Source organism: Nocardia sp. NPDC060255 (assembly GCF_042727395.1).
GTDB lineage: Bacteria > Actinomycetota > Actinomycetes > Mycobacteriales > Mycobacteriaceae > Nocardia.
The window spans coordinates 32292-45520 of record NZ_JBHXAU010000021.1; the positions used below are offsets into that span (position 1 = coordinate 32292).

Below are 13229 nucleotides of genomic sequence, written 5' to 3' on the forward strand. Positions count from 1 at the left end.
GATGTATCAGGTGGCCTGGCTGACGGAGGACATGTGGAAGTCGGGGATTCGTAAGGGGGGCATGGCGGTTCGGGTGAACCAGTCTTTCCATTCGCGGGGGAGGGTGATCTCGGTGGCGCCTGCTTCGGTGACTCGGCGGAGTAGGTCGAGGGGGCTTTCGTTGAAGCGGAAGTTGTTGACTGCGGCGGTGACCTGGCCGTGCTCGATGAGGTAGACGCCGTCTCGGGTGAGGCCGGTGAGGAGCAGGCTGGCGGGGTCTACCTCGCGGATGTACCAGAGGGTGGTGAGGAGCAGGCCGTGTTCGGTGCGGGCGATCATCTTGTCGAGGGTGGCGTCGGAGCCGCCGGTGAGGAGCAGGTTGCCGCCGGGAACCGTAGCGGCGGTGTCGAATTCGGCGGCGGTGGCGCGCGGGTAGACCAGTGATTCGATGACGCCGTCGCGTATCCAGTCGACGCGCTCGGCGGAGAGTCCGTTGTCGAAGACCGACATCGCTTGTGACGATGAGGATGTCGCGACGAACGGACGATATTCGAGCCCGGGCGCGGCCGGGTCGGAGTAGAGCGTCAGCGGAATGTCGGTGAGCCGCTCGCCGATTCGGGTGCCGCCCGCGCGGGAGAACGCGGTGTGCCCCTCGTGCGCGCCGCGCCCCTCCATCTCCCAGTTCAAGTAGATCATGAGATCGGCGACGGTGGACGGCGGCATCAGGGTTTCGTAGCGGCCCGCGGGCAGTTCGACCTTGCGCTTGGCCCAGTCCAGCCGCCGGGACAGCTCGGTGAGCAGGCCCGGCACGTCGACGTCGGTGAAGTCGGCGGTGCCGACACCCACCCACGCGCTCGCGAGATCGGTTCCCTCACCGCGCTTTCCGTTGATCTCCACCGAACCGGTCGGCTGCACGAAGCGCCGCCGCAGTCCGGTCGAGGTGCCGAGCCAGGTGGTGTGCACCGTGTGGTGGGCGAAACCGTACAGCCGGTCGCTGCCGTCGAAGCCGGTGGACAGGTCGCGGGCGAGCGAGGTGAACACCTCGATCCCGGTGCTGCCCGGCGCGGCCGCCCAGTCGTCGGCGGCCGCGTCCGGTGCCAGCAGCGGCATCGCGTCCCTGGCGGGTTCGGCGGTGCGGGCCGCCTCCTCGCTCTTGCGGACCACCGCTTCGATCTCGGCGGGGTCGACGCTGGTGGAGCCGATGGTGCCGACGCGCGCCGCCTGCGGTCCGTCGCGGAAGATCGACACGACGACCCAATCACGCGACACCGACGACCCATTGGTCGTCATCGAATTCCCGGCCCACCGCAGCGAGGCGTCGTGCGCGTCGGTAACGATCACGATCGCCTCGTCGGCACGGGACAACGCGAGCGCCCGCTCGACGACCTCGCCCGCGGCGATCACAGTCTGCGCGGTCATTGGCCCGCCTCCGTCCGGGTGTTGAGAATGTTGATGCCGCGCACCAGAACCGACGGACAACCGTGACTGACCGCCGCCACCTGACCGGGTTGCGCTTTGCCGCAGTTGAACGCGCCGCCGAGCTGCCAGGTGGACGGCCCGCCGACCGCCTCCATCGCACCCCAGAAGTCGGTGGTGGTCGCCTGGTAGGCGACATCGCGCAGCTGCCCGTCCAGCTTCCCGTCCCGGATGCGGAAGAACCGCTGCCCGGTGAACTGGAAGTTGTAGCGCTGCATGTCGATCGACCAGGACTTGTCGCCGACGATGTAGATCCCGTTGTCGACCCGCGAGATGAGCTCCTCGGTGCTGGTGTCGCGCTCGGGGTCGGGTTGCAGTGACACGTTCGCCATCCGCTGGATCGGCACGTGGTGCGGGGAGTCGGCGTAGGAGCAGCCGTTGGAGCGGTCCAGGCCGAGGCGCGGCGCGAAGACGCGGTCGAGCTGGTAGCCGACGAGAATCCCGTCGCGCACCAGGTCCCACCGCTGCCCGGCGACACCCTCGTCGTCGTAGCCGACGCTGGCCAGCCCGTGCTCCTGGGTGCGGTCGCCGGTGACGTGCATGACCGGCGTCCCGTACTTCAGCGAGCCGAGCTTGTCGGGCGTGGCGAACGAGGTGCCCGCGTAGGCGGATTCGTAGCCGATGGCCCGGTCGTATTCGGTGGCGTGGCCGATGGATTCGTGGATGGTGAGCCAGAGGTTGGTCGGATCGATCACGAGATCGGTCGGGCCCGGGGTGACGGTCGGCGCCTTCACCTTTTCGGCGAGCCACTCGGGGATGCGCGCGAGTTCGCCCTGCCAGTCCCAGGTTCCGTCGGCGCCGGTGACGTACTCCCAGCCGCGACCCACCGGCGGCGCCAGCGTGCGCATGGTTTCGAACACGCCCGCCGAGGAGTCGACGGTGGTCGCCTCGAATACCGGGTGCAGCCGGACCCGCTGCTGGGTGATGGACGAACCCGCGGTGTCGGCGTAGTAGGTCTGCTCCTTGACCTGCAGCACCGACGCGGTGACGTGGTCGACGCCGTCGGAGCCGGACAGCCGGCCCGAATAATCCTGCAGCAGTGCGACCTTGTCGGTGGTCGACACCGTGAACGGGTCCAGGTCGTAGGCCGAGACCCAGTGCACGTTGTCGTAGATCGGTTCGTCTGCGAGCACCACGCGTTCGCGGTTGAGCGCGCGCAGCGTCGTCGCCACCGTCACCGCTCGGCGGGCCACGTCCACCGCCGTCTCCGGTGTCAGCGCGGCGTGCGAGGCGAAGCCCCAGGTGCCGTCGACGATCACCCGGACCGCGAGGCCGAGCTCGGCGTTGTCGGTGATCGACTCGACCCGCCCGTCGCGCAGCCGGATCGACTGGGTGACCAGCCGATGCACCCGCAGGTCGGCGTGTTCGGCGCCCGCCGCCTTCGCCGCGGTCAAGGCGGCCTCGGCGAGCGCGGCCAGGGGGAGGTCGAGGAACTCGGCGTCCACGTCTTTGGAAGTCGCGATGCTCACCCGGTCCAACCTAGTCGGTTCCATCCGAGAGCACTTGCGCCCGTCCCGATTACACGCCGTGCGAGTTTGCAGCGCATGCAAACAAGCACGAAATGCACAGTGGCACACCGTGAAAGACAGGGCATGAGCGGGGAAAACGGCACGCGCGAAACCGCCGCCTACCGCGTCTGCCTCGCGAAATGCCGTACTGTGCCCGCCGTGCCGCCATCCGCCCTTCGTGACCGCAAACGCGAACGTACCCGCCGAGCCCTGCTCCAGGCAGCCGTAGAGCTTTTCGAAACGAGAGGCTATGAAGAAACGACGGTGGCCGACATCGCCGCGGTCGCCGACGTCGGGACCCGCACCTTCTTCAACTACTTCGCCAGCAAGGAAGAACTGCTCTTTCCGGAGACGGACGAGCGGGTGCGGGCCGCGGTCGCTGCGATCGGCAGCAGGCGGCCGGGGGAGCGGCCAGTCGAGGTGCTGCTACGGGCATTGCGCGCGGCCGGGGACAATCCCGGCGAGCATCTCGTCGACGATCTGAACGCGCGGATCGCCGCGCTGCGCGCGCAGGTGTCGCGCACCGTGCCGTCGGTGAGTGGGCGGGCCGCGCATGCGCAACTCGTCGCGCAGCGGGAGATCGCGCGTCAGCTGCACATCGCGTTCCCGAACGAACTGGACGAGGTCGGTGCCGCGGCGCTGGTCGGTGCGGTCGTCGGTGCCGTGTCCGGCGCGCTCACCGTGCTGTTCCAGCAGCCGCTCAACGGCGCGGAGGACGGGGAGCGGCTACACCGGCGGATCCACGAGACCACCTCGCGGGTGCTGAAGCCGTGGCTCGCGTCGCAGGTGGAAACGCGCGGCTGATCAGCCGAACTGCTGCCAGCCCAACCGGAGCACCATCCCGATCACCACCACCAGCAGCACGACGCGGACGAACTTCGCGCCATTGCGCAACGCCATGTGCGAGCCGACGATCGCGCCCGCCACATTGCCGACCGCCATGGCCGCGCCGAGCGCCCAGATGATGTGGCCGGTCGCGCCGAAGAAGATCAGCGCGCCGACATTCGAGCCGCAGTTGATCACCTTCGCCATGGCCGCCGCGCGGACGAACTCGGTGCCGAGCAGGGTGGCGAAGGTGATGATGAGGAACGTGCCGGTGCCGGGTCCGAGCAGGCCGTCGTAGAGGCCGATGAGGCCTGCGGCCAGCGCGATCGTGAGGATGAACTTGCGCCGCGTCGGCGCGTGCGTGGCGAGGGTGACGCCGATCGAGGGACGCAGCGTGACGAACACGGCGACCGCGACCAGCACCACCATCACGATCGGGATGAACAGTTCGCGATCGATCAAAGACACGGCGGCAGCACCGATTCCGGCCGCGACCGCCGCGATCGCCGCCGCGGGCAGCAGCACCCGCCAGCGCAGCGGAACCCTCTTGGCGAAGGTCACCACCGACGCGGTGGTGCCCGCGACCGCGGCCAGTTTGTTGGTGCCGAGCGCGGTCTGCGGTGCGATGGTCGGTGCGACGAGGAACAGGGTCGGCAGGATGATCAATCCGCCGCCGCCGACCACCGCGTCCACCCAGCCCGCGGCCGTCGCCGCGGTCAACAACACCGCCCAATCACCGATCTGCACCTCGTCAGCCAACCAGACCACGTGTCCAATACCAGTCAGCGGTCCAGTATCGGCGCACGCCTTCTGATTTCCGGCACCGGAAATCGCATGCGATTCCCGGTGCCGGAAATCAAGAGCCGTGCGCCGCCGGTCGGGGCTGGTCGCCTTAGGCTGAAGCGATGCGTCGGTTCAGCTTGTGGCTTCGCGGGAAGCCCATCGTTGCGGATTCGATGCTGGCGTTTGTCCTGTTGGTGCTCGAGGTGCTCGGGGCCACTAATGCGGAGAACAAGCCCGCGGCGATCGCGATCGGGTTGTTCCTGCCGCTGCCCGTGGTGTTCCGGCGGGTGTATCCGCGGGCGATGGCGGCGGTCTCGTTGCTGCTGTCGTTCACGGCGACCGCGGTGCAGTATGTGGTCGGCGACGAGAAGGTCGAGCACATCACGCTGTTCAGCCTCGGCATCATGCTGTACACGTTGGTGGCGTATGTCGGGCGGCGGGACGGGCTGTGGTTCGGGGTCGGATTGATCGCCGACAGCGGACTGTCCGCGTCGGCGGGCATCGTCGCGCCCAGTGATCTCATCTTCACCGCGATGTTCTTCGCCTTGTGCTGGACGCTTGCCGAATTCATCGGCGCGCGGCATGCCTACGACACCGAGGTCGCGGCGCGGCTCGCGGTCGCCGACTACGACAAGGAACGCCGCGCGCACGACGCGGTCTCGTCCGAGCGGACCCGCATCGCCCGCGAGTTGCACGACGTGGTCGCACACGCGGTCAGCGTGATCATCGTGCAGGCCGACGGCGCGAGATACGCGCTGCGTCGCGACCCCGACGCCGCCGAACAGGCCCTCGGCACCATCGCGGGCACCGGCCGCGAGGCACTGCGCGAACTCCGCAGGACCGTCGCACTACTGCGCACCGAACACGCCCCCGACCAACTGCCACAACACGGGACCGCAGGCCTGGCGAAGGTGGTCGAGATGATGCGCGGCACCGGCCTCGCCGTCGAACTCGAACTGACCGGCGAACTCGACGACATCGCCCCCGAGGTCAGCCTCGGCGTGCACCGCATCGTGCAGGAATCCCTCACCAACACCCTGCGCCACGCCGGCCCGCACCCGAAGGCCTGGGTCCAGGTTCGCCGCCGCGACACCGACGTCACCATCGACATCACCGACACCGGCGGCGTCCCCCTCGACGAACCCGCCGTCCGCATCAAGGGCGGCGGCATGGGCCTGGTCGGCATGCGCGAACGCATCGCCGTCCTCGGCGGCACCCTGGAAACCGGCCGCGCCCCCGACGGCGCCTGGCGCGTCCAAGCCACCATCCCCCTCGAACCCGGCTTCCCGGAGTAGTCGCCCCGCGCGGTGGGCACGTTAGATTGGGGGCGTGCCGATCACCGTTCTCGTTGTGGATGACCAGGAACTCATGCGTATGGGGTTGAAGATGGTGCTCGGTGCGCACCCGGATATCGAGGTGATCGGGGAGGCGGCGAATGGGGCGGCCGCGGTCAGCCGGGCGGCGGAGTTGCGGCCCGATGTGGTGTTGATGGATGTGCGGATGCCGGTGGTGGACGGGGTTACCGCGACCGCGCGGATCGTCGAGGCCGGGCACGGTTGCCGGGTGCTCGTGATGACGACCTTCGATCTCGATGAGCATGCGCTCGGTGCGTTGCGTGCGGGTGCGAGCGGGTTCCTGTTGAAGGACACGCCGCCGGAAGACCTGATCTCCGCCATTCGTAGCGTTGCCGCGGGTGACGCGGTGGTGTCGCCGAAGGTGACCAAGCGGCTGCTGGACCGGCTCATCGCCGAGGATCCGGCGCGCATGCGTGACCCGGGTGTCCTCGACGTGCTCACCGCCCGCGAACGCGAGGTGCTGGAGCAGATCGCGGCGGGTCGGTCGAATGCCGAAATCGCCGAACAGCTGTTCCTTTCCGAGGCGACGGTGAAGACCCATGTGGGTCGTGTGCTTACGAAACTTGGTCTGCGCGACCGGGTTCAGGCTGTGGTGTTGGCCTACGAGACCGGGTTGGTTCGTCCTGGCGGCTGATCGGCCAGGCCTGCGCTGAAGTAGATATCCCTGCGCTGAAGTATCAAGGAGGCCGCACCCAATCGGGTGCGGCCTCCTTCCTTGTCAGTGCCTCCGTGATGTGTCCTGACCAGGTGTTTTCGTATCGATTGTCTCAACGAACTTGTTCGTAACGAACATGTTCGTTACGATGAGCTCATGCCAACGGAGCGACATGGACCGCGAAGCCGCCGTGAGCGGCCTGCGAAACCCGCACTGACCCGGCCGGGCATTATCGCGACAGCCGTCGAGTTGGTGCGCGCCGAAGGTCTGGAGCGGGTCACCATGCGACGTCTCGCGGCAGAGTTGGATACCGGACCCGCCTCGCTCTACGTCTACGTCCGCAACACCGCCGAACTGCACGCGGCGGTTCTCGACGACATGCTCGGCGCGGTCGATCTCACTCCGGTCACCGCAGCGGGCGACTGGCAGGACCGGCTCGTGCAGGTACTCACCTCGTACACGAAGCTGCTGTTCGACAACCCCGGCCTCGCGCAATCCGCGCTGGTCGCCCGCCCCTCCGGCCCCGGCTACCTGAACCTGCTCGAAGCGGTGCTCGCACTACTGCACGCGGGCGCCGTCCCCGACGGACGCGCGGCCTGGCTGTGCGACGTGCTGCTGCAGTTCGCCACCGCGACCGCCGCCGAGCAGGTCACCCGCGACCACAACACCGAGGCCGAGCAGGAAATGGACGCGCTCGTCGCGGCCATTCGGCACGCCTCGGCCGAAACCCACCCCAGGATCGCCACTTTGGGTGACGACCTGCTGTCCGGCCCCGGCTCCGACCGTCTCGACTGGGGCTTCCGGCTATTGATCAACGGCGCCTTGCATACTGCGCGCCCCACCGAAAAGAACCGTTAGGGGAATGTCATGTCCGAACATCATCCGATCGCCGTAATCGGCGCGGGACTCAGCGGCCTCGTGCTCGCCCGCGTCCTGCACATGCACGAAATATCAACGGTCATATACGAACTCGACGCCTCGCCGACCGCCCGCAACCAGGGCGGCATGCTCGACCTGCACGCGGAATCCGGCCAAGCCGCACTGCGCGCGGCCGGACTGTTCGAGGAGTTCACCGCCCTCGTGCATCAGGGCGGCGAGGAAATGCGCATCATCGACAAGCACGGCACCGTCCGCATGGCGGAGTCGGGCGAGGACGGCGATCGACCCGAAATCGACCGCAACGACCTGCGTCGCCTGCTGCTGAATTCACTGCCCGACACCATGATTCGCTGGGGAACCAAGGTGACCGCCGCGCGCGCACTCGGCGACGGCAGGCACGAGGTGACCCTCGCCGACGGCACCACCTTCACTACCGATCTGCTCATCGGCGCGGACGGCGCCTGGTCCAAGATCCGCCCGTTGCTGTCCGCGGCCACCCCGAACTACACCGGCGTCTCGTTCATCGAATGCGATCTGCCCGACGCCACCCGGCACCCCGCCACCGCCGAATTGGTCGGCGGCGGAATGATGTTCGCCCTCGCCGACCACAAAGGCCTGCTGACCCACCGGGAAACCGACGGCTCCGTGCATACCTACGCCGCCTTCGCCGCGGCCGCCGATTGGCTGGACACCATCGATTTCACCGACGCCGTCGCGGCGAAAACCGCGGCCTTGCAACACTTCCAGGACTGGGACGACCGACTCCGCGCTCTCATCGCCGACGCCGCCGCCCCGCTCGTCCCGCGCCGGATCAACGCGCTGCCGATCGGCCACCGGTGGGACCGGGTCCCCGGTGTCACGCTGCTCGGCGACGCCGCGCACCTGATGTCACCCTTCGCGGGCGAAGGAGCCAACCTCGCCATGCTCGACGGCGCCGAACTCGCCGGAGCCCTCCTCGCCCACGCCGATATCGAGCAGGCCCTGCACGTCTACGAACAAGCTCTGTTCCCGCGCAGTGCCGAACTCGCCGCCGGTTCCGCCGAAAATCAGGCGCTGATGTTCGGCCCGGACAGCCTGGAGAAGCTGATCGCACAGATGATGTCCTTCCGCGAACCGGTCGCCTAACCGGATCTCAGCGGGCTCTCAGGCGGATTCGGGAGAAAATCGGCGCCGCCGGACGTTGCAACGAGTAGATCGTCCGAAAGGATCGCCATGCCCGCCCTAGTATTCGTCCTCTACGTGATCACCGAGATCATCGCACTGGTCGCCGTCGGCCAGTGGCTCGGTGTGATTCCCGCCATCCTGCTGCTGATCGCCGGATCCGCCGCGGGCATGCTGCTGATCGGTTCGCAGGGTCGGCGCGTGTTCGAGCAGTTCCGGCGCGCCGGGCGCGGCGAGATCGCGCCGGGCACCGCGGTCGCCGACGGCGCGCTCGTCGCCGCGGGCGGGTTTCTGATGTTCGTGCCCGGTCTGGTCACCTCGCTGTTCGGCCTGCTGCTGCTGTTGCCGCCCACTCGGATGCTGGTGCGTCCGGTGGTCACCGCGTTCGCCGCGCGCCGGTTCGGCAAGCTGGCCGCCGCGGTGCCGTATCGCGGCGTCGTGATCGACGGCGACCAAGTGGTCGACGGCGTTGTGGTGCAGCAGTGGTACGACGACGGACAAGGCAACGCACACCGCGCGATTACCAAGCCATAGTTTCGCTATTACCAACGAGTAGTAAAGGCGCGCGGGCGCGCTAGGGATCCGCGCGAATCGGGACTATGGTGGCGCGATGGCCACCGAGCAACTCACCATCACGGTGAGCGAGGAGCTAGCCGCAGCGGTCAAGAAAGCCGCGGCAGCTGCCGGACAGTCGATTTCTGGGTTCACCGCGGCGGCGCTGCGGCTCGAGCTGATCGCCGTCGAAGCAGGGTGTCGTTCCGGGTCGCACCTAGGACCCTCGCCGTTCGCGGAGGTGATGACGGTGCTGGCGTGCCCGGAGGACACGATGCCGCACGCCGTACTGAACGGCTGACCTGAACACCTGAATCAGGCATACGGCAGACTGGTGCCTCGTGAGAACCCAGTTGCTGATCGGCGGTCGCTTCTACAGTTCCAGTTCCCCCGACGCGACAGCGATGGCGGTGACCGACGGGACCGTGGTGTGGCTGGGCGCCGAACAGCCGGGGCGAGCGTTGCATCCGGATGCGGAGGTCATCGATCTGGACGGCGCGTTCGTGGCGCCCGCCTTCGTCGACCCGCACGTGCACGTCACTGCGCTGGGACTCAAGCTCACCGGCCTCGATCTGTCGGTGGCTCGATCACTCGAACAGTGCCTGACGCTGCTCGGTGATTTCGCCGCGGCACATCCCGAGGGGGCGATCCTCGGCGATGGCTGGGACGAGACCACCTGGCCGGAGGGCCGCCCGCCCACGGTCGAGGAGATCGACAAGGCCGCGGGTGCCCGGCACGTGTATCTGTCCAGGGTGGACGCGCACTCGGCCGCGGTGTCGTCGGCGCTGCTCGACGCGCTGCCCCAGGTGACCGCCGCCGACGGCTTCACCCGCGGCGAGCCGGTGCGAGCCACCGCGCATCATCTGGTGCGGACCGCCGTGCTCGCGGAACTGGATCGGGCACAACGAGATCGAGCCAGAACAGCCGCTCTGGATCACGCGGCCGCGCACGGCGTCGTCGCGGTGCACGAATGCGCGGGCCCGGAAATCTCCGGCCGCACCGACATTCGCGAACTGCTCGACTTCCGGCACGGCGTCGAGGTGCGTGCGTACTGGGGCGAAGCGGTCAGCAGCGCGGACGAAGCCCGCGCACTGGTCGACGAACTCGGCGTACACGCCCTCGGCGGCGACCTGTTCGTCGACGGTTCCATCGGCTCACACACCGCCTGGCTGCGCGACCGCTACACCGACGACCCGGGCACCGGCCGCGCCTACCTCGACGCCGACACCATCACCGCCCACGTCCGCGCCTGCACCGAAGCCGGGATCCAGGCCGGCTTCCACGTGATCGGCGACGCCGCCATGGACGCCATCATCACCGGATTCGACCGCGTCGTCACCGAATTCGGCGGCCCGGCCGTCGCCGCCCTCGGCCACCGCGTGGAGCACGCTGAACTCCTCGACGCCGACCAGATCGCCAAGCTCGCCTCGTGGGGCGTAATCGCCAGCGTGCAACCAGGATTCGATGCGGCCTGGGGCGGCACCGACGGCATGTACGCCGCCCGCCTCGGCACCGACCGCGCCGCCACCCTGAATCCCTTCGCCGCCATGGCGGCCGCGGGTATCTCCTTGGCCATCGGCTCCGACGCCCCCGTCACCCCACTCGACCCCTGGTCCGCCGTCCGCGCCGCCGCCAACCACCACACCCCCGGCCATTCCCTTTCCCCGCGAGCCGCTTTCGCCGCCGCCACCCGAGGCGCCTGGCGCGCAGGCGGCGTCCGCGACGGCATCGCAGGCACCCTGGTCCCGGGCGCCCCCGCCTCCTACGCGATATGGGCCGCCGACGAACTCATCGTCGCCGCAGCCGCCGACACCGTCCAACGCTGGTCCACCGACCCGAGATCCCGCGTCCCCGGATTACCCCCGCTGGCACCGGATTCGCCGCTACCCACCTGCCTGCGCACCGTGCACCGCGGAACAACTATCTATGAAGCGTGAACGCGCTGCTCATCTCCCGCAGCGCAGATCACTGGGCAGCGTTGTCGAGTCGAGTGAATCCCGCAGCGCCACAACCGCTGCCATCGGTGGTGCTACGACGAGTAGCGGGCGGACCATCGCGAGCGCTGGTGAGCACCTCTTTGTCGGTGCGTCGGAACGTCGAGTCGCGCTGCGCGGCCGTCGAAATCGGTGGGCGCGTCGGTGGCTCGGCATGACATCGCAACATCGGGGAATCGTGGCGCTCGTCGCCGCCTTATCGCAAGGAAAGGCGACCACTCGTGGTGCGTGAAGGACTGTCGGCGGCGTTGAGTCGGTATCCGGTGTTGTGGCGATCGGTGGCGGCGATGGTGGCTGGGCTGTTGTTGTTCGGTAGCTTTCCGCCGCGGCCGTGGTGGTTTCTTGCGCCGCTGGGGATTACGGTCCTCACGTTGGTCGTGCGGGGGAGCGGGCGGCTGCGTGGGGGGTTCGGGTATGGGTTCCTGGCTGGGCTCGCGTTCTTCGTTCCGTTGTTGCCGTGGACGGGGATCTACGTCGGACCGGTGCCGTGGCTGGCGCTTTCGACGGTGTGCGCGGTGTACATCGGGCTGTTCGGGCTGATGGCGCGGCTGGTGGGCAGGCTGCCGGGCTGGCCGCTGTGGGTGGCTTTGGCGTGGGCGACCGCCGAGTGGGTGCGGTCCAGTTTTCCTTTCGGCGGGTTTCCGTGGGGCCGTTTGGCGTTCGGGCAGGCTGACGGCTGGTTCCTCTCGTTGGCTTCGATCGGCGGCGCACCGTTGGTCAGCTTTGCGGTGGCGCTCACCGGAACTGGTGCTGCGGCACTGGTTCTGGTCGTGCGATCGATGCGGGCGGGTCAGTCCGACTCGGACGGTGTTCGCGAGGAATCGAATCGGGAAGCCGCTTTTGAAGAGGCATCCGTCGAGGACCATGTCGTGAACTACACGACGGAGGAAGCGGATCGCGCGCCTGCGGATCAGCACCCCGCGCCTGCGGATCAGCACCGCGCTCCGGCAGACCAGCATCGCGGTCCGGCCGATCAGCATCGCGCCCCGCGGATCGCATTGGTCACCGCCGCAGCAACTTTGGTCATCATGCCGATCGCCGGCCTGATCCTCGGCGCCACCCTGCCCGATCCGGCTCAAGGTGACCGGACCATCACCGTCGCCGCCATTCAGGGCAGCGTGCCGCGCCTCGGTCTCGACTTCAACGCCCAACGCCGCGCTGTACTGGACAATCACGTCCGCCGCACCAAGGAACTGGCCCGCGCGATCGAGGCGGGTCAGGTCAAGAAGCCGGATGTGGTGATCTGGCCGGAGAATTCGTCCGACATCGACCCGTTGCGCAATGCCGACGCCGCCACGCTGATCACCGAGGCGTCCGAGCAGATCGGCGCGCCGATCCTGGTCGGCGCGGTGCTGGTGAACAGCGATCGCACCACCACCAACTCGGTGATCGTGTGGAACGGCGCGGCGGGCCCGGGGGAGCGGCACGACAAGAAGATCATCCAGCCGTTCGGCGAGTACCTGCCGATGCGCTCGTTCTTCCGGCTGTTCTCCGAATACGCGGACCGCGCCGGATATTTCGTGCCCGGCCACGGCGACGGCGTGGTGCACGCCGACGGCATCCCGATCGGCGTCGCGACCTGCTACGAGGTCGCCTTCGACCGCGCCTTCGAGGACGCGATGCGCGCGGGCGCCCAGCTGCTCACCGTGCCGACCAACAACGCGACCTTCGGGGATAGCGAGATGACCTACCAGCAGCTGGCCATGTCGCGGATCAGGGCGGTCGAGCACGGTCGCGCCCTTGTCGTCGCGGCGACCTCCGGGGTCAGCGCGATCATCGGCGCGGATGGCAGTGTGCGGCAAGAAAGTCCGCAGTTCGTGCCCGCCGCGTTGGTAGCCGACCTCCCGCTACGCACTAGCAACACTGTAGCAACCCATGTGGGGCCCGCGCCAGAACGGGTTTTTGTCGCACTGACCGTCCTTGCCATGATCGCCGCGGTGCTCCGGAGAAGGTCGTCACGAGCCGCAAACGAGACCGACCGGAAGGTACTTAAAGCCGAAATCCTCGGCTGAAGGTCTCGGGGAGATAACCTGACTCCCGGTTTTTTCTGTGGTTGCTGTGA

The 13229-nt window shown here is 68.2% G+C and carries 12 protein-coding genes; 9 read left to right on the plus strand and 3 right to left on the minus strand.

Annotation, left to right across the window (positions count from 1 at the left end; all coding sequences use genetic code 11):
- Positions 1 to 6 precede the first annotated feature (6 nt).
- Together ACFWF1_RS31360 and ACFWF1_RS31365 are read right to left on the minus strand one after the other, a co-directional pair.
- Positions 7 to 1383, minus strand: a complete 1377-nt coding sequence (locus ACFWF1_RS31360; protein ID WP_379292034.1) for a metallopeptidase TldD-related protein — start codon at positions 1381 to 1383, stop codon at positions 7 to 9.
- A gap of 11 nt (positions 1384 to 1394) precedes the next feature.
- Complete coding sequence (locus tag ACFWF1_RS31365) at positions 1395 to 2924, minus strand: TldD/PmbA family protein (RefSeq protein ID WP_379292024.1); 1530 nt, start codon at positions 2922 to 2924, stop codon at positions 1395 to 1397.
- 123 nt (positions 2925 to 3047) lie between these two features.
- Between ACFWF1_RS31365 and ACFWF1_RS31370 the strand changes: the two genes are divergently transcribed.
- A complete protein-coding gene (locus tag ACFWF1_RS31370; protein WP_357389428.1) occupies positions 3048 to 3767 on the plus strand; it encodes a helix-turn-helix domain-containing protein in 720 nt (239 codons plus the stop codon).
- On the opposite strand, the gene ACFWF1_RS31375 is transcribed toward ACFWF1_RS31370, so the two are convergent.
- Positions 3768 to 4535 carry a TSUP family transporter gene (locus ACFWF1_RS31375; protein ID WP_379292035.1) on the minus strand — a complete coding sequence of 256 codons (768 nt, stop codon included), beginning with the start codon at positions 4533 to 4535 and terminating at the stop codon, positions 3768 to 3770. It lies immediately after the preceding gene.
- Positions 4536 to 4693: 158 nt separating this feature from the next.
- Here ACFWF1_RS31375 and ACFWF1_RS31380 point away from each other — a divergent pair, with 158 nt between their 5' ends.
- The 8 genes from ACFWF1_RS31380 (at position 4694) to lnt (ending at position 13179) form a co-directional block, all read left to right on the plus strand.
- Positions 4694 to 5866 carry a sensor histidine kinase gene (locus tag ACFWF1_RS31380; protein WP_379292025.1) on the plus strand — a complete coding sequence of 391 codons (1173 nt, stop codon included), beginning with the start codon at positions 4694 to 4696 and terminating at the stop codon, positions 5864 to 5866.
- A 34-nt stretch (positions 5867 to 5900) separates the two neighbouring features.
- Positions 5901 to 6560 (plus strand): response regulator transcription factor, encoded by a 660-nt coding sequence (locus ACFWF1_RS31385; RefSeq protein ID WP_357389435.1) that lies wholly within the window; start codon positions 5901 to 5903, stop codon positions 6558 to 6560.
- Positions 6561 to 6737: 177 nt separating this feature from the next.
- Complete coding sequence (locus ACFWF1_RS31390) at positions 6738 to 7439, plus strand: TetR/AcrR family transcriptional regulator (RefSeq protein ID WP_379292026.1); 702 nt, start codon at positions 6738 to 6740, stop codon at positions 7437 to 7439.
- Between the two features lie 9 nt (positions 7440 to 7448).
- Complete coding sequence (locus ACFWF1_RS31395) at positions 7449 to 8585, plus strand: FAD-dependent oxidoreductase (protein WP_379292027.1); 1137 nt, start codon at positions 7449 to 7451, stop codon at positions 8583 to 8585.
- A gap of 87 nt (positions 8586 to 8672) precedes the next feature.
- A complete protein-coding gene (locus ACFWF1_RS31400) occupies positions 8673 to 9155 on the plus strand; it encodes an FxsA family protein (protein WP_379292028.1) in 483 nt (160 codons plus the stop codon).
- A 76-nt stretch (positions 9156 to 9231) separates the two neighbouring features.
- Complete coding sequence (locus ACFWF1_RS31405; protein WP_379292029.1) at positions 9232 to 9474, plus strand: hypothetical protein; 243 nt, start codon at positions 9232 to 9234, stop codon at positions 9472 to 9474.
- Positions 9475 to 9514: 40 nt separating this feature from the next.
- On the plus strand, positions 9515 to 11110 hold the full coding sequence (locus ACFWF1_RS31410) for an amidohydrolase (protein WP_379292030.1): 1596 nt from the start codon (positions 9515 to 9517) through the stop codon (positions 11108 to 11110).
- A 344-nt stretch (positions 11111 to 11454) separates the two neighbouring features.
- Entirely contained in the window at positions 11455 to 13179 is a 1725-nt protein-coding gene (lnt, locus tag ACFWF1_RS31415; RefSeq protein ID WP_379292036.1) for an apolipoprotein N-acyltransferase, read from the plus strand.
- Positions 13180 to 13229 lie beyond the last annotated feature (50 nt).